This is a genomic window from Shewanella sp. SG41-3, assembly GCF_014164545.1.
In the GTDB taxonomy this organism is placed as follows: Bacteria; Pseudomonadota; Gammaproteobacteria; order Enterobacterales; family Shewanellaceae; genus Shewanella; species Shewanella vesiculosa.
This window is the reverse complement of record NZ_JACJFJ010000002.1, coordinates 572,493-591,837: the sequence shown is the minus strand read 5'-3', so window position 1 is coordinate 591,837 and position 19,345 is coordinate 572,493. Positions and strand designations below refer to the sequence as shown.

Below are 19,345 nucleotides of genomic sequence, written 5' to 3'. Positions count from 1 at the left end.
AAACCTAATGTTAAGTTAAAGCCAGTCTCTGCCCTGAGATATCAATGTTACTCATCATGGTATTGTGGATTGTGTCGATGAAGATGGAGTCGTTAATTTTATCCAGAGGCCGCTGCTGGCTGTTGTTTTTCGGCCAAAGGTACGACATTGATCTTGCCTAGCCTCAATACCATTGTTCTGAGGTTTTACTTATAGTGCTGATGATTATTTTATCGTAATGATCTGCACCATGGGACAGAGGCGCAGCACAATATTATGGTGGGGCTAAGCCATGTTGCTGGCGAATAAATCGCCTTGATGATTGAAATCGGCAGAACTAGGATAAAAGATCAAAGACATGGCAGTATGTTTGGCATGATTAAGTCAAAGCATGAGCATTGAAGCTTGAGGTATTATTGCCCCTTGGTCGCTTTGATGGTTAATCTTTCTTGATTCGATAAACGGATTTGAATCCCGTCAATAGTGGTAATCTTCTTTGCTTCAATATCTTTTTTATGGACTTTGTAACTTGCTGTCATCGCTTCTATGGGGGATGAAATTGTTACATCAACCACAGTGTTGTCGTCATACAAACTCCAGCCCCAATAACCTGCAGTTGCTAACATCGACATAGCAATCATTGCGTAAATAATTGCCCGACTAAAAAAGGGATATTTTTCTGCTTCAGCCATTGCAGCGCTGCGACTGACTTTATTACCTCGACCGCGACGTAAGTACACAATAGCGCCAATAATCACTAATAGTGTGACTAGAATTTTTGTCAGCACGTTATCTTCCTCTTATCATTAATTCACCGTGATTATACCGTGTTTTGATTGATTTACCGTTATCTAGCACACATCAATTGTGTGACCCATATAAACGCTAACAGTGCTGGTATATCGACACTATGGCATTTATGCATAACCATTGTTGAGTTGATTCTTTACTGCTTTCTTTTTTGTATATTAGATTGATGAAATGCCCAAACCGTGAGGATATATTATAGGGGTAATGAAGGATAGAGTTCGTCTCTAATACTACTCATACATATTTTATTATCAAAGAATATTTCAGCATGTTTAATCATCTAGCGAATAAATGTTTTTATAATAAAAGTTGATTCTAATCATGGTTTTTTGAGTAATTTTTACATGATTTAATATAATTACCTGTAAAAAATACAAAGTTAAATGTATTTAGGTATTTAAATTTAATGTGGTTGTAATAAAAAGCTATTTATATCATTCATATATAACTTTTATGGTTAATATTATGATTGTGGCATGTCATTCGCATCATAACTAATAACAATCGATACTTTATCGTTTTTAAATTGATATTGTATTGATTTACCTATTTTATGTTAGATAGTAATGTTTGGATGTAATCATTTATTATTGCTATTTATTCGTAATAATAGAACTCGAAAGATTATTTAAGGAGATTAAAATGGCTACAACAAAAGAAAAAAATCAAGACTCTCAAGAAAAAGTCAAAGATGCTTATCATTTGGCTGAAGAGGCAACATCAGAAGCCGTTAGTTCTTTAAAAGATCACGCCAAAGAATCTCTCAATGAAGGCTCTGCAAAAGTTAAGTCTGCAACCCATCAAGCTGGAAACATGATAAAGGAACATCCTTTACTCAGCGTTGGGTGTGCATTTTTAGCTGGTTGGGCAATTTCGAAAATTACAAAGTAAAAAGGTAACCGGAGAGATTTTATTATGGAAAACACCAAGACAGTGTCGAGTAACAATAAGATCTCTGACGGTACGCAAACCGATCCGTTATCTAATTCCGATGAGGTTAATGCTAATGTTGACGAAATAACTGATATTTTTAATAAGGTATCAAAAGTCGCGCAAGATATTGGGCAGTGGTCAGAATCTACTGTCCAACTTTTCTTTATGGAAGTCTCTAGAAATGTTGTTGTGGCGAAAAAATTTCTTGTTTGCCAACTTTTGTTTATTCCTTTATTGGTACTTTTTATTTTCAGTATATGTGTCAGTGTAGGAATTGTTTCATATAGCATTACTCACAACATGCTTATCGGAGTAGGTCTATTTCTATTCACAATGAGTATGGTTTTAGTCGGTCTAGTTTACTGGCAAAAATACCTAATGCAGTTTTTTGGCTTTAAAGACACTATCTCGCAATTAAAGGAGGGTATGGATGTCATCTCTAAAGCATCTCAATCACTCGATTAAGCTAAAGCGTATGCAAGGTAACGTATCAGCTAGGCAGAGTGAATTATCGATCAATTTATTACTTTACTCTATTAAAAAACAAACCCAAAAGCATCCTTTTGGGGTCACTATTGCTGTCACCATAGCCACTATTATCTTTGCTAAATATAGACGTAATATTAAATCACTTTATCCTATGGCATCTTTAGGTTTTAATTACTTTAAGTAAAATTAAAACCGAATAAATAATGATAATAGCCATTACCTTGCTCATCATATTATCAAGTTAATTGTTTGCATTTTAGTGAGTCTGAATAGTGGTTACTCCTATACCTAGGTTTCCGCTTGGTGCTATAGATGTCAAGGCGAATTGTTTTTGGCACTGTTGGTAATAAGCGTGTCACAGTATTTTAATATTGCTTGTTTCTTTGATATCAAATCTTCAAGAGTGATTCTACTCATTGGGATGATAGCTGTTATTTCGTCACTATTGATTGTCTTATGGTAGCGACTGGCCTCAAAAATCTATCTCTAGCGCCATAATCATTTATATGATTAATCAATACTTCTCAACGTAAACTTTGATGCCACATTGACTTTGGTTGTTATCAATGTGACTTATCGCATATATTTTAAAGATGTTAATTATTTACTGATTAAAGTCGTGAGTCATCACATACAAGTAATACTGATTGTTTAATAATCGGCTCACTTATTTACTTAATGACGTTTAATATATCAACATGACCATAAAAGATATCATCGATGAAGAAGTCACTTATCCGTCGGATTATATGATTCTTTCGACAACCGATTTAGACAGTATTATTACTCATGTTAACGATGACTTTATGACTGTCAGTGGTTATAAAGAAGATGAACTTATCAATCATCCCCACTGTACAGTTCGTCATCCTGATATGCCTAAAGCTGCATTTAGTGACCTATGGGACACTATTAAGCAGGGAAAAAGCTGGATGGGATTGGTGAAGAATCGCTGTAAAAATGGTCAATATTATTGGGTTAATGCTTATGTCACCCCGATTAAACGTAACGGGACTATTTGCGAGTACCAGTCGGTAAGAACTCAGCCTGAAGCAGAGCTGACTGAACGCGCCCAAGCCTGTTACGATGCCATTAATGCTGGAAAAGCCGCTAAGCCAAAGTTTGGCGCCAGTATTATTACCAAACTCTTATTGGCTTGGTTGTTATCAGTCGGGTTATTGATGTCCTTACCTTACTCCAATGGTTTTTTCACGGTACTCGCATTTATTGTGGCCATTATCTGTTTTTGTCGGCCGCTTTATGTTCTTAAGCAGCGTTTTAGCCAAATCCTGATGTTGAGTGAAAAAATACACGATAATCCGCTAAATCAATTTGTTTACACTGGTTATACCGATGAGCTTTCCCACATCGAGTTAAGTCTACGGATGCAAAAAGCTGAAACGCTGGCGGTGGTTGGACGTATAAAAGACAGTGGCGAGGAGTTGCAGCAGGGTTTAGAAGAGCATCAACAACAAAATCAAGCAAATCAAAACCAGTTGGTGACGCAGTCGCAAAACCTGGAACAAGTTGTCACAGCCATCGGCCAAATGAGCTCTTCGGTTACCGATATCGCTAAAAATACCACAAATTCAACAACAGAAATTCATCACTTAGTTAACCAAATACAGTCAACTAAGGCGGCATTAGCTAGCAGCCAAATCGCGACTACGGAAATTAATAACTTATTGGAGGAGTCTCGTCTTGCTATTTCTTCATTGGATCAGCAATGTCAAAACGTAAACCAAGTGGTCGATGTGATCGAGAGTATTGCGCAGCAAACAAACTTACTTTCACTCAATGCTGCTATTGAAGCTGCGAGAGCTGGAGAGTCGGGCAGAGGATTTGCGGTGGTCGCAGACGAGGTACGTAACTTGGCCAGTCGCTCGGCAACTTCTGCACATGAAATACACGCTATTATCAATACACTGAGTCAGACAACCGCAAAGGCGGTTGCGCAAATGGAACGAAGTGATATCTTGACCAATAGGAGTATCGATTCCAGTAAAATGCTCGAGCAAAGCCTGATTTCGGTGAGCGAAGTGATGGGGGTTATCGAAAGTAATGGCGAGCAAATTTCAGTTGCTGCAGAAGAGCAAGCTGCTGTTGTTAATCAAATTTATACTAATGCTATGATATTACAAGATGGCATTAATCAAATCGAACATAATTGTCATCATGCAGCAATACATAGTCAAGAAATTAGCGGTCAGGGAAACCGTCAAACTGAGTTGGTAAATCAATTTAATTAGATTGTACTATTTACGGATTTTGTTCTGATGACTTAGCTAAGGCTGAGATCATTTTACTTTGCTTATCCTGTTGTTAATCGCTTCTGTTAGCTGCTTTTTAGATTCATCTTCGCCACAATATTCTGCGAAACCTAATCCCCAACCATGGGGGTTAACCTGGGTAGCGAGATCGACTACTCGGTAGCAATAATCTCCTTGTTTTACAATTCTATTAGGGTCTAATCGGTGATTTAAGGTGTTGGGCTGGCTTGTATCGACTTTGGGGGTTAACTCAATGAAATCTAATTGAGGATCCATTTCGCTCATGGTGCCAACGTTTTTTTTGGGTAATGCGGTCTGTGAACTGATGAGTAGCTCTAGTTCATTAATGTTATCTCGTTGAATATACTGGCTTGATGCTTGATGCTTGCTGTATTGATGTTAATGAAGGCTCGGACTTGTTTAAGTTAGTGGTAGTCTCTGGTTTTATTTGACTTGGCAAAGCATTAGGTATTTTTGCACTCGAAATCGATTGTATAGTGTTGCGTTTGTTGTTTGATGGCACCACTTCATCTAATGAGGCTTGCGTATCTGTTGTTATGGACGTCGATTGGCTAACATCAATAATGGATGGGTTACGATTTACGTATTCGATATCTCTTTGCTCATTAAGCTTTGATGGTAAATTTGTGTGGATCATTGATTGGTATTGCGTTGAAGTCATGAGATAGCTTTTTATTACGGTTGTCGAAGGTTTAACCATTAAAGTAGACGTTCGTTGCGTTGTGTCTTGATACCAAAACGCAATCAGCATATAAATCAATAAAACATGGATGATTAATGCCGTTAGAACAGGCTTAAGTCAATATATTTTATGCGCGTGTGTTGAAGATAGAGAGTGTTGTGGCTCCCTGCCAACCGTTATTACTTCCATTTATATCAATCACTTTATCGCAGTATTATCAGTTTTTTGATTGTTAATAGGGCGTAAAGTTCATTAATGTGTTTGGGTATATTTATCTTGTTTGAGCAAAAGACATAAGTCCTTTTATTAGTCGATTTTTTCGAAAGGAAACGACACTATTATGCAATATTTATTCAGTTAGATGGCTGCTATGATTGAGAGATTATTTTTTAGTCGCCGAGGTTTTCATGAAAGTATTACAGCGTATTAGCGCCTTGCCCGCAATGGACGGTGATGGTGTGAACATCAATCGTGTTGCTGACTTTGATAAGCTTCGTTTCGATCCATATTTAATGATCGATGAGATTAAGTCTGATGATGAACAAGATTTTATTGGTGGTTTTCCGCCGCATCCACATAGAGGTGTAGAAACCTTTACTTATATTCGTAAAGGTGGCTTTGAACATCGCGATCAAATGGGCAATGTTAAACCTATTCGTGCTGGTGACGTACAGTGGATGAGTACTGGCAGTGGCGTGGTGCATTCTGAAATGCCATTAGCCGATGCCAAAGAAGGGCTGCATGGGTTTCAAATTTGGATCAATATGCCAGCAAAACACAAAATGCGCCCGCCGATTTATCAAGACACCAGCCAACAGGCTAACCCACGTTTAGATAACGAACACGGTGCATCACTTGTTGCCTTGGCCGGGAGTTGGGGATTTATTAATCAACCACATAAGATTACGTCAGCTATTCAGGGGTTAGCTGGTCAAGGGGCCATTGCCGATTTAACCTTAACTGCATATGGTCATGGCACCTTGAGTCTTGCTGAGCACCAAACCGTATGCGTTTATGTGTATGCAGGTGAACTTAACTATATTGATTCACAAGGTCTACGTGAAACCGCAGGAGCAGGGCAGTTGTTAGTGTTGGACGCACAAGAAGTGTGCTGTTTTCAAACTGAGGCGACCGGTGCTGGGCTGTTAATATTAGCGGGCAAGCCTATTAATGAAAAAATTGTCCAGATGGGCCCGTTCGTGATGAATACCCGAGCTGAGATAGAGCAAGCCGTTCGCGATTATCAGCAAGGTCATTTTGGCCAAATTGTGTAGTCTTAGGTGCACCATAAGTAGAGCTTTCGGTAAATATTTGTCTGCGAACTAGCAATAAAATTGCTACAATAGCTGACATCTGGCTCGGGTTTGTTTTAATACCTGTGCTAACACCAATCTTATTTATTATCTGTTCCTTCTGGCAAGATAAATCGTTCAAAAATAGCAGTAAGCATTTTTTCATATACATCATTGTATAGGTTCATTTTGTTTCGCTATTAACGGATTTTTTGCATGATAATGGCTCATTTATGTAATGGTATTGGTATATTTTTTTGCAGCTTTTGTCTGCTTTTTACCTTTCGATATCAGAGGATATTTGCCTTGAGTCAGTCTACAGAACAAGTCGTTAACCCGGCTTTCGCATCACTTAATTTAAAACCTGAATTGCTTGAAAACCTCCAAACTATGGGTTTTGAATCGATGACTCAGATCCAAGCCGAGAGCTTACCGCCGATTTTGGCTGGTGAAGATGTTATTGGTCAAGCGATGACTGGCTCGGGTAAAACTGCCGCTTTTGGTTTAGGGCTTTTGAATAAGTTGGATGTAAAACGCTTTCGTATCCAAACTATGGTGTTGTGTCCAACACGCGAATTAGCCGATCAAGTCGCTAAAGAAATCCGTACCTTAGCTCGTGGTATTCATAACGTAAAAGTGCTTACGCTTTGTGGTGGTGTTCCAATGGGGCCGCAAGTGGGTTCACTAGAACATGGCGCGCATATTATTGTCGGCACGCCGGGGCGGATTGTCGATCATTTAGATCGTAACCGTTTAGATTTAAGCAACATGGATACGCTGATTTTAGATGAAGCTGATCGCATGCTAGAAATGGGGTTTCAACAGCATATTGATCAAATTATTGCTGCCGCGCCGCGTGAGCGTCAAACGTTATTGTTTAGCGCGACTTTCCCTGATCAAATTAAGTCGATTGCCGATCAAATTATGTATAACCCAGTAATGGTTAAAGTTGAGGCTAAGCACGACAACTTAACGATTGATCAGCATTTCTACCGTATTGAAGATAGCCAAGGTCGTCTTGAAGCATTGCGTTTATTGTTACTGGATAAGCAGCCAGAAAGCTCTGTGGTGTTTTGTAATACCAAGCGTGAAACCCAACAAGTGGCTGACTCATTGCATGAGTTTGGCTTTAGTGTATTAGCATTGCATGGCGACTTAGAGCAACGGGATCGTGATCAAATGTTACTCCAATTTGCTAATCGTAGTGCGCGCATTTTAGTGGCCACTGACGTCGCGGCACGTGGTTTGGACATTGATGAATTAGATGCGGTATTTAATTATCATATTGCCTACGATACCGAAGTGCATATTCACCGTATTGGCCGTACTGGCCGTGCAGGCAGTTCGGGCAGCGCTTATACTTTCTTTGGTGAAGAAGATGGTTACAAAATGGCGATGATTGAAGAAGCCATGAATAAAGACGTGGTCAGCGAGCCTTTACCGCCAATGAGTGCGTTAAACAAGCAACCGCTTGCTGCTGAAATGGTTACAATTCAAATTGAAGCTGGTAAAAAGCAAAAAATTCGTCCAGGTGACATTGTTGGTGCATTAACCGGTGGTAATGGGTTAGATTTTAACGATATCGGTAAAATTAAAGTGACTGACATTCGTGCGTACTTTGCTGTAAAAAGTAATGTGTCTAAGCAAGCATTAAACATTATCAGTAAAGGTAAGTTAAAAGGCCGTAGCTACCGAGCTTGGTTTATGTAACGGCTGCACTTACAACGAATCGCTTAAAACGTACAACTGATAACCCAATTTTGTCTAATTGCTATCCGTGAGACTCAATTGGGTTATCAATGAATAATAAAAAACCGGTGAACAATGTTCACCGGTTTTTTTATGTTTATCGCAAGTTAGCGGTTAACGAATTAGCTTTTTACTTTAGCGTTGGCATAAGGATTACTGCTTGCAGATGTGACTGGTGCAGTACCGCTGCGACGTGGTGGACGATTACGCTGTGGTGGCTTATTACCATTGGCTCTTGCTGCAGCTTTAGGATCTACAGGCTTATCTTGTCCACGAGATTGCTGGCGAGAATCGTGGTTACGTGCAGGTTTTTCAGCTTGAGTGCCGTCATTGGCATGTTGTTGAGCATGCTTACTGCGGTTCGGGTTGGGCTTTTTGGCTCCACTGCCGCCAGATCTGCTACCTGCTTCTGGGATAGTAAATGGTGCTTCAAAACCAGCAAGTTGCTTACGCTCAATGACACGATTAATTAATCGTTCGATATCATGCAGTAGCTTAACTTCTTCAAGACCGACTAATGATACTGCTTGACCTGTTGAACCTGCACGGCCAGTACGGCCAATACGATGCACATAATCTTCAGGTACGTTTGGTAAGTCAAAGTTAACCACAAATGGCAGTTGATCGATATCTATACCACGGGCAGCAATATCGGTCGCGACCATCACTTGCACCGCGCCGGCTTTAAAATCAGCCAAGGCTTTAGTGCGTGCTGTTTGGCTTTTATTACCATGTATGGCAGCGGCTTTAATGCCCGCAGCGTCCAGGCTTTTGGCTAAACGGTTAGCACCGTGTTTGGTACGAGAAAACACTAACACTTGTTTCCAATCATTGGTTTTAATCAGTTCAATTAGTGCCAATGATTTACGCGTTTTATCTACTGGATACACACATTGAGTCACAGTGTTTGCCGTGGCATTACGCGGCGTGACTGAAATTTCGACTGGATTGTTAACGAGACCTTTCGCCAACTCACGAATTTCATTCGAAAATGTAGCTGAAAACATTAAGTTTTGGCGTTTGGCAGGTAATAGTGCCAATACCTTTTTGATATCGCGAATAAAGCCCATGTCGAGCATGCGGTCTGCTTCGTCTAAAACCAAAATTTCTAATTTGCTGAAGCTAATGGCTTTTTGCTGGCATAAGTCGAGTAAACGACCTGGCGTTGCCACTAAAATGTCAACTCCGTTTCTGAGCGCAGCTAATTGTGGCACGATAGACACACCACCAAATACTACCGCCGATTTGAGCGGTAAGTTGATGCCGTAAGTCGCGACGCTTTCTTGTACTTGTGCGGCAAGCTCGCGGGTAGGTGTTAACACTAATGCACGGACTTGACCACGTTGCGCGCGTTCACCTTTAGATAATAGTTCTAAAATTGGCAGGGTAAAACCAGCTGTTTTTCCTGTCCCTGTTTGTGCTGCTGCCATAACATCTTGGCCGGCTAAAACTGCTGGTATTGCTTGTGCTTGAATTGGAGAGGGGGTGTCGTAACCTTGTTTTTCAACCGCTTTTAAAATAGCAGCATTCAGACCAAGTGAGGAAAAACTCATAGAAAAATCTCTTTGGGCAACGCATTGTTGCTTTGAATAAAAGGTAGCCATTAACGGCGGCCGTGAAGCTTACCTGAAAACCGTTATAAGTGCTATCAAATCCCTGCGTGGCCAGCGATATATCCCCTCATAAAGTGACTCATAATGGGCTATTTAATCGTTAAAACGCGTCGATTTTGATGTCGAAATACAGCGATTTAATGAAATCGTGTTAATCTTCACACTTGGATCAGTGCTAAAAGTCGACTTATTACATACAATAAAATCATCACTCGTTTTGTATTAAATATATTCAGCGACTTAGCTGAGCTGGTTTACCATAAGGTGTCTTTTACTGATGAAATTAACGGCTCAAACCCACATAGAGAAAATGGCATATGAGCTGCGAGATCATGCTCATGCCGTGATCAAAAATGTGCTGTTAATGTCTAATATTTCAACCTTATCACTCCAGCTAGCTATGCGTGAGCTGGCGCAACATAGTCGAGTCTCATTGCATTTTCATCCCGATCAAATAGATAACCGAGGTCTCACTGTCGTTGATGGTTTATTACGTGATGGCGTGTATAAAAGCCAGTTTGAAACCCACGTGTCTAATGGTCATTTATCACCCGAGTTAGGTGGGTCTCGTGACCATTGGGAAAACCAATTATTTGGGCACTGCTATTCTGGTATTAAGAATCGACCTAAATATGGTGCGTTAGATTTTGGTTTATGTCCGCTAGGCCCAGCACCTCGCTTTGGCAGCTGCTATTTAGTCACTCATCCTCAAGTCTTATCACGATGTACTTTTAGTTACATGGACTCTTATCGATTGCCTAAAGAAAAGGGCACCATAAAGTGCTTTGACGCGATTCTAGCGGCATTACTCAGCGAAAGTTTTGAGCGTCAATATGCCTTGGGGATTTCAGGGCTTAAGCCGAGTAAGCTGATTGACTATTTTAGTCAGCATTTGACTGATGACATGAGCCACCGTTTTGACAAGGTGCCAAGTGGGAATTTAGACCATTATATTGAAGCTCAAATTCACGGCACTGTATCGCTGGATCAAGATATTGCTATGCTAGTGGCGGATCCCTCCTTTAAAGGAACGGCTATTGGTGATTCATTGATTGCTTTGTGCCATGAATGCGAAATTGAATTGTATTGGCATCAAGGGCGGCAAATCAATGTTGCGCAAGTACCCGATGATTTCCGTGGTGCTGCTATGCCTATTTTGGCTCAAAGCATTGCTGAAGATGAGTTAATTAATGCAGAAATTATTGGTCGCGCGGCCTATCAATTGCAAAAAAAACCAGCTTCTTGGAGTGAGCGTGGAGCACATTCAAAAAAGCGACAAGACCTAAAGTTACTTTGGCACGTATTAGTAAAATATGGCCAGAGTCGTGATCAATAGTCGTGCTCAATAAAGGGGGTTACCCACAGTAACTTACCTTCACCATTTAGTCTTTCTGTTTGCTCGTAAGCCGTGTCATGTTATTGCTCATGCTTGTGATGAGCATAGTCATGTTGACTTGCAATCCATCGGACTCTTTTTAAACGATATACTTTATTGAATGGAATACGTTTTAGCCACAATGTCGCTAAATTTAATCTTTACATAAGCCTTTATTAGCAAAATGTGAATCAGATAACATTTACACTGCTTTAAGTGTTAACTCAACGCCAGTACTGCGATACTGCGTGCTTAAAGTGGTCATCGATAACGCTACCGGAGTTTCATGGACAAGTCGTTAGAAAAGTCATTAGCCAAATGGCTCAAAAGTCAGCAATCCTCTTGTGGTATTTTCCTCAAATTATCTGTGTTGTGTGGCGTGCTAAATGGCATCGCAATAGTGGGGCAAGCCTTGTTTATTGCGCAAATTTTGCAGGGGGTGATTATTGATATGGCCGCTCCCGCAGCACTGAGTCGCGAGTTCTTTGCGCTTACCGCTTTGTTATTGATACGCGCATTGTTAGCACAAGTACGTGAACGGATAAGCTTTGAGGCCGGTAAACGTTTACGTGAAGATATACGCCAAGCCGTACTTAATAAGTTAGTTGCCTTAGGGCCAGTATTTATTAAAGGAAAACCTGCTGGTGCTTGGGCAACCTTAGTGTTTGAACAGGTTGAAGATTTACATGACTTTTATGCTAAATATCTACCGCAGATGATGTTAGCCGGGTTTATTCCTTTATTGATATTAGTGTGCGTGTTTCCGCTAAATTGGGCCGCGGGGATCATTTTGTTGGCTACCGCACCATTAATTCCGCTGTTTATGATTTTAGTTGGCATGGGGGCGGCTGATGCCAATCGTAAAAATATGCAGGCGTTGTCGCGTTTAAGTGGCTACTTTATGGATCGATTAAAAGGGCTGCAAACCTTAAAGCTGTTTAATCGTGGTGAGGCTGAGTTAGTTAATATTGAACACGCCTCGGAAGATTTTCGAGCTAGAACTATGTCGGTATTACGCTTGGCTTTTCTTAGTTCAGCGGTTTTAGAGTTCTTTGCTGCGGTGTCGATTGCGGTATTGGCGGTGTATTTTGGCTTTAGTTATTTAGACCATTTAGATTTTGGTCATTATGGCGTACCCATTAGTTTATTTACCGGTATGTTTGTGCTCATTTTAGCGCCAGAGTTTTATCAACCACTGCGTGATTTAGGCACTCATTATCATGCCAAAGCTCAAGCCATAGGTGCTGCTGAAGCGCTGGTCGAGTTGCTTGATTATCAAGTCAGTACACCTACTAATGTCGAACCTACCTCAGAAACTATGGCTTTTTCTGCTAGCAGTATCAGTATTCAAGCTATTGGCGTTGAAGTGTTTAGCCTAGATGGCCAGCGTTTAGCTGGGCCGATATCCTTTACGTTACCAGCTGGTGAGCAGTGGGCGATAGTTGGCCCCAGTGGCGCAGGCAAAACCAGTTTGCTTAATGCCTTACTAGGCTTTTTACCTTATCAAGGCTCATTACTGATTAATGGTCATGAGTTATCACAGCTTAATGTGGCGCAATGGCGTCAACATCTGGCTTGGTTAGGCCAAGACCCGCAATTATTTCATGGCACTGTGAGAGAAAACGTTGCTTTGGCCAACCCACAATTGAACGATGAACAGATTATGGCGTTGCTTGAACAGGCCAATATCAGCGAGTTTGTTATCCAACATCCATTAGGGCTCGATTTAGTTATTAGTGATCAAAGTGCTGGCGTATCGGTAGGCCAAGCGCAGCGTTTTGCTTTAGCTCGGGCGTTAGCGCAACCAGCAAAGTTATTTTTATTAGATGAACCCACAGCCAGTTTAGATACTCAAAGTGAGCAATCGGTGCTGGCCGCCTTAAATACCGCGATGCAGTCGGTAACGGCATTAACTGTGACCCATAAATTAGACGATTTACACAGTATGAATTGTGTTTTGGTGATGGAGAAAGGATGCGTTGTGCAACAAGGCCATGTTAATGATTTACAACAGGTTGACGGCTTATTGTCGCAAATGATTAATCAACAACAGGAGGTGTGCTAATGTCGCAACCCGTTGACGCCACCCCGCGCAGTATTATCCAAGTATTACGCCCTTTTGTTGCTTTGTTTCGCCGCCAGTGGTTGATGATGTTAGTCGGACTGTTACTCACATTTATCACTTTACTGACAGGGATTGGTTTATTGTCATTATCTGGCTGGTTTTTATCTGCCAGTGCTGTAGCGGGATTGACGGTAGTAACCGCGCAAACGTTTAACTTTTTTACTCCTGCCGGAGGGGTGCGATTTTTCTCTATCGCCCGCACGGCAAGCCGTTATGGTGAGCGCTTAGCCACACATGAAGCAACCTTTAAATTGTTGACCCAATTGCGTGTTTGGGCATGGAATAAATTGTTGCCTTTGAGTGCGGCTAACTTACAAGGTTTACGCCGCGGAGATTTACTCAATCGTTTAGTGGCGGATATTGATACCTTAGATCACCTCTATTTACGCCTGCTCACTCCAATGGCCGCGTCCTTGATGATGATTGGCACTTTGTTGGTATTTCTTGGATGGTTTGATAGCCATTTAGCCTTAAGTTTATGTGCCTTATTACTGGCCGCTTGGCTTATCTTACCACTGGTATTTTATTATTTAGGTAAGGCACCAGGACAAGTACTAATGCAGGCACAAAGGCAATATCGAATAGAGTTGCTTGATGTTATTCAGGGGCAAGCTGAGCTAAGTATATTTGGCGCTAATCAGCGCTATTTGGCTAAGCTTGAGCAAGCACAGCACAGTTTATTTAGCCAGCAAACGACGATGGCCAATATCACTGGCTTAAGCCAAGCGTTATTGATATTAATCAATGGCACTGCCGTTGTGCTTATGTTGTATTTTGCTGGTCAAGGTGTGGGTGAGCTCTCGCCTCCAGGACCTTTGATGGCGCTTATGGTATTTGCCACTATGGCCAGCCTTGAAATGATGATGCCGATAGCGGGTGCATTTCAACATTTATCAAGCACAGTACTTGCCGCGCGAAGGGTGACTGAAATTACCGAGCAAACACCGAGTGTAGTATTTAATCTTAATAGTGATTTGCAAGCCTATCATGGGGCCTTGCAGATCACTGATATTCACTTTGGTTATCATAGCCATTCTCCGGTGTTGCAAGGCTTAGATTTGAGCATTCATGCCGGTGAGAAAGTTGCTATTTTGGGGCCTACAGGGTGTGGTAAATCAAGTTTATTGGGATTGATTACCCGTGATTGGGCGGCGCAGCAGGGAGCGATTACGCTTGATGGTCAACCAATAAGTGACTATAGCGATATTAATTTACGGGCAGCAATGACTGTTGTAAGCCAACGTATTTATCTGTTTTCCGGTACGTTACGTGACAATTTAGCTTTGGCGTTGCCGTACTTACAAGGCGAAGCCAAAAAAGCCCATGATCAACGTTTTATTGAAGTATTAGATAAAGTGGGCCTGCAAACCTTATTGCAAGGTGATACACCATTAGATTGCTGGATAGGTGAAGGCGGCCGGCAATTATCCGGTGGCGAACAGCGCAGAATTGGCGTAGCTCGAGCACTATTACGTGATGCTCCTTTGTTACTGCTAGATGAGCCGACAGAAGGACTTGATAAACGAACTGAGCGTGAGATTCTTAAAGTGTTACTCGATTTTGCTCAGCACAAAACGCTATTAATGATCAGCCACCGTTTAACGGCTTTAGAGCAAATGGATGCCGTGTACCTGTTAGAACAAGGCCGATTGATACGGCAATCTAACTGATTCATGTAAGGTTATTGTTGGGCTTAAATGTTATCCGGCATTCACTATACTCTTTCATTTTACTGGTGTTTTGCGCGGATATGTTAAGGGGAATACCTTAATTGACTATAGATTTAAGGTGAGTATTTGTGCCTAGGATTGTGGCCACCAAGCCGCGTGACCAAGTTTGAATGTACAAACCATTTTGACATTAAAATTACATAAATTGTTTTATCCTGAATGATAAATTGACCGGGTTCACATTTTTGCTATTCAGTTATGTTTCAAAATTACAGTCCTCGCCCGGAGTGTGATCTTAGTTACTATATTAGTAGTTGCAAACATATAACATTAGCTATCGAATATTTTTAGATGGTGAATGTGATGGCTGGTGTTACCAATCCAGTAATAACTATTAAGCGCGGACTTGATATCCCGATTGCTGGAGAACCGCTGCAGCAAATCGATGACGCCCCTAAAACGACCCAAGTTGCGTTAATTGGTGAGGAATATGTGGGTTTAAAACCAACGATGTTGGTTGAAGTCGGCGATAAGGTCGTCAAAGGCCAAGTGCTGTTTGAAGACAAGAAAACCCCTGGCGTATTATTTACCGCGCCTGCAAGCGGAGTTGTTTGCGCGATTAATCGCGGAGACCGTCGCGTGCTGCAGTCGGTGGTGATTGATTGCGATGCTAAGCAAGATCCTGCCATTATTCTTGGATCAGTAGATATTCATGCGCTATCAAATCAAACCGTTAAAGACGGTTTAGTTCGCAGTGGTTTATGGACCGCGTTGCGGACACGTCCTTTTTCTCGCGTACCTCAATTAGATGTCGCTCCTGCTGGTATATTTGTTACCGCTGTTGATACTAATCCTCTGGCGCCAGACCCACGGGTCATCATTGCCACTCAAGCACAGGCTTTTCAAGCAGGATTATTTGCCTTAACGTTTTTGACAAGCGGTCAAGTGTATTTATGCCAAGACGATGGTGCCTCATTATTAGCTGATGCAGCTAGCGAATACGACTTATCAAAAGTGAGTGTGCACCGCTTTAACGGCGTGCATCCGGCCGGATTAGTCGGCACCCACATTCATTATTTGTTACCCGCCAGTATTGAACGCCAAGTATGGCATGTGGGTTATCAAGACGTGATCGCCTTTGGAAAACTGTTTTTAACTGGCGAGCTGTATACCGATCGCATCGTGGCATTAGCTGGCCCTAACGTGTTAAAACCACGACTAGTGCGCACCCAAATGGGCGCCAAACTCAGTGAATGGGTTACAGATGAAATTAATCAACAACAATCACGGATAGTGTCGGGTTCAGTGTTGTCTGGCCATACCGCGGTAGATGTTTATGATTATCTTGGCCGATTCCATAATCAAATCAGTGTATTGACTGAAAATGAACGTCAAGAATTGTTGCCTTGGGTTCGCCACGATAGCAGTAAGTTTTCCCTTACCGGCATCATGATGTCAGGTTTTAGTCATACCAAAAAACTCTTCGATTTTACCACCCATGCTGGTGGATCTCCGCGCGCAATGATGGCCTATGGCCAACTCGCCCGCGTAATGCCATTAGATATTTTACCCATCTTATTAGTACGCGATTTAGTGGTGCGAGATACCGATGAAGCGCAATTGCTTGGCGCATTAGAACTCGACGAAGAAGATTTAGCCTTGTGTACCTTTGTGTGCCCAGGAAAATATGACTTTGGCAAAGAACTTCGTGCTTGCCTAGATATTATCGAGAGGGAAGGTTAATGAGTCAGCAACAGAAAAAGCCCAGCAAACAAGACAGCTATTACGCTCATGGCGACTCGATGCGCAGCTATTTACGATCGTTGTGGATCGCCAATGGCCGCAGCACCAAAGGTGATGTGCATATTCGTGATGCTATTGATGTTAAACGTACTATGCACATTGTGGGCATGTGTTTATTCCCTGCCATGTTAGTGGGTATGTACAACATTGGCCTGCAAGCTCAAATGGCTATTATTGCCGGGGCAACACAGCCGGATGTATGGCAACTTGCCTTTTATAACTTATTGTTCGGCCCACTCACAGAAAGCGCAGGCTTGATCAGTTTGTTCGCCTATGGTGCCAGTTTTTATGTGCCATTTTACTTAACGGCGTTGGTGGTCAGTTTGATGTGGGAAGTGGTGTTTGCCAAAGTGCGCCGCCAAGAACTGCACGAAGGCTTCTTTATCACTGCGTTATTGTTCTCTCTCATTTTACCGATATCGACACCTTTATGGATTGTGGCTTTAGGTCTTAGTTTTGGGGTGGTCGTGGCCAAAGAAATGTTTGGTGGCATGGGGTATAACTTTTTAAACCCTGCGTTAGCAGGCTATGCGTTTATTTATTTTGCATATCCAACAGAGGTGGTGGCGTTAGGTCAGTTTGTGGCCGTTGATGGCTTTTCTGGAGCCACCACATTAACCCTTACCGCGGCAAAAAAATTAAGCTTTATCGATGTGAGTTGGTTTAGTGTGTTGACCGACACCAGTTGGTGGAATGCCTTTTTAGGCTTTACTCCAGGCGCGGTTGGTGAAACCAGCACCTTAGCCATTTTAATTGGTGGCGGTATTTTATTGCTGACTCGCGTAGCTGATTGGCGTGTGGTAGCTGGTGTGATGCTGGGAATGATCATTACCGTGGTGCTGTTTAACTACTTTGGTTCTAGCCGAAATCCGATGGCGGCAATGCCGTGGACATGGCACTTAGTCACTGGTGGCTTTGCATTGGGAATGATGTTTATGGCCACCGATCCAGTAACGGCATCATATACCCGTAAAGCCAAGTTTGCTTATGGTTTTATGATTGGTTTTATGACCATTATTATTCGCTTACTGAATACAAAAATGCCCGAGGGCATTATGTTGGCTATTTTGTTTACTAATTTATGGGCACCGTTATTCGACTACTTAGTTGCACGTGCCAATATTAAACGGAGACTAAAACGTCATGGCCTTTAAGAAAGATAGCATCGCTGGAACAATGGTTTTTATTATCATTTTAAGCCTAGTTTGCTCATTTATGATCACAGGTACCGTTGAGATCTTAAAAGAGCGTAAGTTGGCTAAAAAGCGCGAAGAAGTGCAGCAGTTTGTGTTAAAGGCAGCAGATATCGACATTAGTCAAGGTGACTTTAGTGAGTTATTTGCTCAACGAGTGAAACCTAAGATGGTTAACTTAGCGACCGGCAAGGTCACTGAAAAAGCCAATTTACTAGATTTTGACGAACGCATGGCATCGATTAACCCAGAAACGTCTATCAAGCCGAAAAAGGATATCGCCAAAATTAAAACCATGGCGACTGACATTCGTATTTTTGAGGTGTATGACACTAATGGTCAACTTGCCAGCATTGTTATGCCGATTTATGGCAAAGGTTTATGGTCGATTATTTACGGTTATATGGCGATAAAACCCGACTTAAACACTATCGAAAATATCGTGTTTTATGAACATGGTGAAACCCCTGGTATTGCAGATTTCATTACCGACCCACAGTGGTTAGCTTTGTGGCAAGGTAAAAAGCTATTTGATGATAAAGGTAAAATTGCCATTAAAGTGATTAAAGGCGGCGCCAAAGACGGTGACATTCACGGTATTGATGGCGTAAGTGGTGCTACTCGTTCAGGTGTTGGCATTCAGCGCTTAGTCGAGTTTTGGTTTGGCGTAGAAGGATACCAAACCTATCTACACACGTTAGCTGCGGAGGGTAAGTAAATGAGTAATACCACTTCAACTCGCGAGATCCTGACATCACCTATTTTTGCTAATAATCCAGTGGCAATGCAGGTATTAGGTGTCTGTTCGGCTTTAGCGGTCAGTAATTCGATGCAAACCGCATTCGTCATGACACTTGCTGTGACCTTTGTGTTGGTATTTTCTAACTTGATTATCTCCAGTATCCGCAATTTTATTCCTAATAGTGTACGGATCATTGCGCAAATGACGGTGATTGCCTCGTTGGTGATTATTGTCGATATGGTGTTACAAGATGTGGCGTATGAATTGTCAAAACAGCTGTCGGTGTTTGTCAGTTTGATCATCACTAACTGTATCATTATGGGCCGCGCAGAAGCCTTTGCCATGAAACATCCTCCTCACTTAGCCGTATTTGATGCCTTGGGCAATGCCTTGGGTTATGGCTTAATTTTAATGGGAGTAGCGTTTATTCGTGAGCTTCTGGGTCGTGGCAGTTTGTTTGGTCACAGCATATTTACCACTATTGAGAATGGCGGTTGGTATCTTGCCAATGAGATGTTCACTTTACCACCCAGCGCGTTCTTTTTAATTGGCGTGATGATTTGGGTCATTAAAATCATTCAGCGTAAGCGCGGATAAGG

At 41.8% G+C, this 19,345-nt stretch carries 17 protein-coding genes; 13 read left to right on the top strand and 4 right to left on the bottom strand.

Annotation, left to right across the window (positions count from 1 at the left end; translation table 11 throughout):
• Positions 1-392: 392 nt before the first annotated feature.
• Positions 393-767 carry a hypothetical protein gene (locus tag H5164_RS05830; RefSeq protein ID WP_182697611.1) on the bottom strand — a complete coding sequence of 125 codons (375 nt, stop codon included), beginning with the start codon at positions 765-767 and terminating at the stop codon, positions 393-395.
• A 664-nt stretch (positions 768-1,431) separates the two neighbouring features.
• Here H5164_RS05830 and H5164_RS05825 point away from each other — a divergent pair.
• The 4 genes from H5164_RS05825 to H5164_RS05810 all read left to right on the top strand — a co-directional run bounded on the left by H5164_RS05825 (position 1,432) and on the right by H5164_RS05810 (position 4,460).
• Positions 1,432-1,680, top strand: a complete 249-nt coding sequence (locus H5164_RS05825; protein WP_182697610.1) for a hypothetical protein — start codon at positions 1,432-1,434, stop codon at positions 1,678-1,680.
• Between the two features lie 24 nt (positions 1,681-1,704).
• Positions 1,705-2,187, top strand: coding sequence for a hypothetical protein (locus H5164_RS05820; protein WP_182697609.1), 483 nt, complete (start codon positions 1,705-1,707; stop codon positions 2,185-2,187).
• On the top strand, positions 2,153-2,395 hold the full coding sequence (locus H5164_RS05815; protein WP_182755198.1) for a hypothetical protein: 243 nt from the start codon (positions 2,153-2,155) through the stop codon (positions 2,393-2,395). The genes H5164_RS05820 and H5164_RS05815 overlap by 35 nt, the downstream gene beginning before the upstream one ends.
• Before the next feature lie 514 nt (positions 2,396-2,909).
• Positions 2,910-4,460, top strand: a complete 1,551-nt coding sequence (locus H5164_RS05810; protein ID WP_182755197.1) for a PAS domain-containing methyl-accepting chemotaxis protein — start codon at positions 2,910-2,912, stop codon at positions 4,458-4,460.
• A 48-nt stretch (positions 4,461-4,508) separates the two neighbouring features.
• On the opposite strand, the gene H5164_RS05805 is transcribed toward H5164_RS05810, so the two are convergent.
• Together H5164_RS05805 and H5164_RS05800 are read right to left on the bottom strand one after the other, a co-directional pair.
• A complete protein-coding gene (locus H5164_RS05805; protein ID WP_182755195.1) occupies positions 4,509-4,766 on the bottom strand; it encodes a hypothetical protein in 258 nt (85 codons plus the stop codon).
• Between the two features lie 64 nt (positions 4,767-4,830).
• Entirely contained in the window at positions 4,831-5,163 is a 333-nt protein-coding gene (locus tag H5164_RS05800; protein WP_182755193.1) for a hypothetical protein, read from the bottom strand.
• Positions 5,164-5,591: 428 nt separating this feature from the next.
• On the opposite strand from H5164_RS05800, the gene H5164_RS05795 reads away from it, so the two are divergent.
• Both H5164_RS05795 and dbpA read left to right on the top strand, forming a co-directional pair.
• Positions 5,592-6,458: a pirin family protein gene (locus H5164_RS05795; protein WP_124015405.1), complete on the top strand. Its 867-nt coding sequence runs from the start codon at positions 5,592-5,594 to the stop codon at positions 6,456-6,458.
• Positions 6,459-6,782: 324 nt separating this feature from the next.
• Positions 6,783-8,186, top strand: coding sequence for an ATP-dependent RNA helicase DbpA (gene dbpA, locus H5164_RS05790; protein WP_182697604.1), 1,404 nt, complete (start codon positions 6,783-6,785; stop codon positions 8,184-8,186).
• 161 nt (positions 8,187-8,347) lie between these two features.
• On the opposite strand, the gene H5164_RS05785 is transcribed toward dbpA, so the two are convergent.
• Entirely contained in the window at positions 8,348-9,778 is a 1,431-nt protein-coding gene (locus H5164_RS05785) for a DEAD/DEAH box helicase (protein WP_124015407.1), read from the bottom strand.
• Between the two features lie 337 nt (positions 9,779-10,115).
• On the opposite strand from H5164_RS05785, the gene H5164_RS05780 reads away from it, so the two are divergent.
• From H5164_RS05780 to H5164_RS05750, 7 genes are all read left to right on the top strand, one after another.
• Positions 10,116-11,174, top strand: a complete 1,059-nt coding sequence (locus H5164_RS05780) for a DUF3626 domain-containing protein (RefSeq protein ID WP_182755191.1) — start codon at positions 10,116-10,118, stop codon at positions 11,172-11,174.
• Between the two features lie 325 nt (positions 11,175-11,499).
• Positions 11,500-13,278, top strand: a complete 1,779-nt coding sequence (locus tag H5164_RS05775; RefSeq protein ID WP_182755189.1) for a heme ABC transporter permease/ATP-binding protein CydD — start codon at positions 11,500-11,502, stop codon at positions 13,276-13,278.
• 35 nt (positions 13,279-13,313) lie between these two features.
• Positions 13,314-15,008: a heme ABC transporter ATP-binding protein/permease CydC gene (locus H5164_RS05770; protein WP_182741118.1), complete on the top strand. Its 1,695-nt coding sequence runs from the start codon at positions 13,314-13,316 to the stop codon at positions 15,006-15,008.
• A gap of 363 nt (positions 15,009-15,371) precedes the next feature.
• Positions 15,372-16,751, top strand: coding sequence for a Na(+)-translocating NADH-quinone reductase subunit A (locus H5164_RS05765; RefSeq protein WP_124015410.1), 1,380 nt, complete (start codon positions 15,372-15,374; stop codon positions 16,749-16,751).
• Positions 16,751-17,965 (top strand): NADH:ubiquinone reductase (Na(+)-transporting) subunit B, encoded by a 1,215-nt coding sequence (locus H5164_RS05760; protein WP_124015411.1) that lies wholly within the window; start codon positions 16,751-16,753, stop codon positions 17,963-17,965. The genes H5164_RS05765 and H5164_RS05760 overlap by 1 nt, the downstream gene beginning before the upstream one ends.
• On the top strand, positions 17,955-18,722 hold the full coding sequence (locus tag H5164_RS05755) for a Na(+)-translocating NADH-quinone reductase subunit C (RefSeq protein ID WP_182722607.1): 768 nt from the start codon (positions 17,955-17,957) through the stop codon (positions 18,720-18,722). Before H5164_RS05760 ends, H5164_RS05755 begins: the two co-directional genes overlap by 11 nt.
• Positions 18,723-19,343: an NADH:ubiquinone reductase (Na(+)-transporting) subunit D gene (locus H5164_RS05750; protein WP_124015413.1), complete on the top strand. Its 621-nt coding sequence runs from the start codon at positions 18,723-18,725 to the stop codon at positions 19,341-19,343.
• Positions 19,344-19,345 lie beyond the last annotated feature (2 nt).

Excerpts from the sequence above, each read along its gene's own strand:
- H5164_RS05800 (WP_182755193.1), bottom strand. The coding sequence starts at position 5,163 with ATGACTTCAACGCAATACCAATCAATGATCCACACAAATTTACCATCA.
- H5164_RS05775 (WP_182755189.1), top strand. The coding sequence starts at position 11,500 with ATGGACAAGTCGTTAGAAAAGTCATTAGCCAAATGGCTCAAAAGTCAG.
- H5164_RS05785 (WP_124015407.1), bottom strand. The coding sequence starts at position 9,778 with ATGAGTTTTTCCTCACTTGGTCTGAATGCTGCTATTTTAAAAGCGGTT.
- H5164_RS05795 (WP_124015405.1), top strand. The coding sequence starts at position 5,592 with ATGAAAGTATTACAGCGTATTAGCGCCTTGCCCGCAATGGACGGTGAT.
- H5164_RS05760 (WP_124015411.1), top strand. The coding sequence starts at position 16,751 with ATGAGTCAGCAACAGAAAAAGCCCAGCAAACAAGACAGCTATTACGCT.
- H5164_RS05755 (WP_182722607.1), top strand. The coding sequence starts at position 17,955 with ATGGCCTTTAAGAAAGATAGCATCGCTGGAACAATGGTTTTTATTATC.
- H5164_RS05765 (WP_124015410.1), top strand. The coding sequence starts at position 15,372 with ATGGCTGGTGTTACCAATCCAGTAATAACTATTAAGCGCGGACTTGAT.
- H5164_RS05815 (WP_182755198.1), top strand. The coding sequence starts at position 2,153 with ATGTCATCTCTAAAGCATCTCAATCACTCGATTAAGCTAAAGCGTATG.
- H5164_RS05825 (WP_182697610.1), top strand. The coding sequence starts at position 1,432 with ATGGCTACAACAAAAGAAAAAAATCAAGACTCTCAAGAAAAAGTCAAA.
- H5164_RS05810 (WP_182755197.1), top strand. The coding sequence starts at position 2,910 with ATGACCATAAAAGATATCATCGATGAAGAAGTCACTTATCCGTCGGAT.
- H5164_RS05820 (WP_182697609.1), top strand. The coding sequence starts at position 1,705 with ATGGAAAACACCAAGACAGTGTCGAGTAACAATAAGATCTCTGACGGT.
- H5164_RS05780 (WP_182755191.1), top strand. The coding sequence starts at position 10,116 with ATGAAATTAACGGCTCAAACCCACATAGAGAAAATGGCATATGAGCTG.
- H5164_RS05805 (WP_182755195.1), bottom strand. The coding sequence starts at position 4,766 with ATGAGCGAAATGGATCCTCAATTAGATTTCATTGAGTTAACCCCCAAA.
- H5164_RS05750 (WP_124015413.1), top strand. The coding sequence starts at position 18,723 with ATGAGTAATACCACTTCAACTCGCGAGATCCTGACATCACCTATTTTT.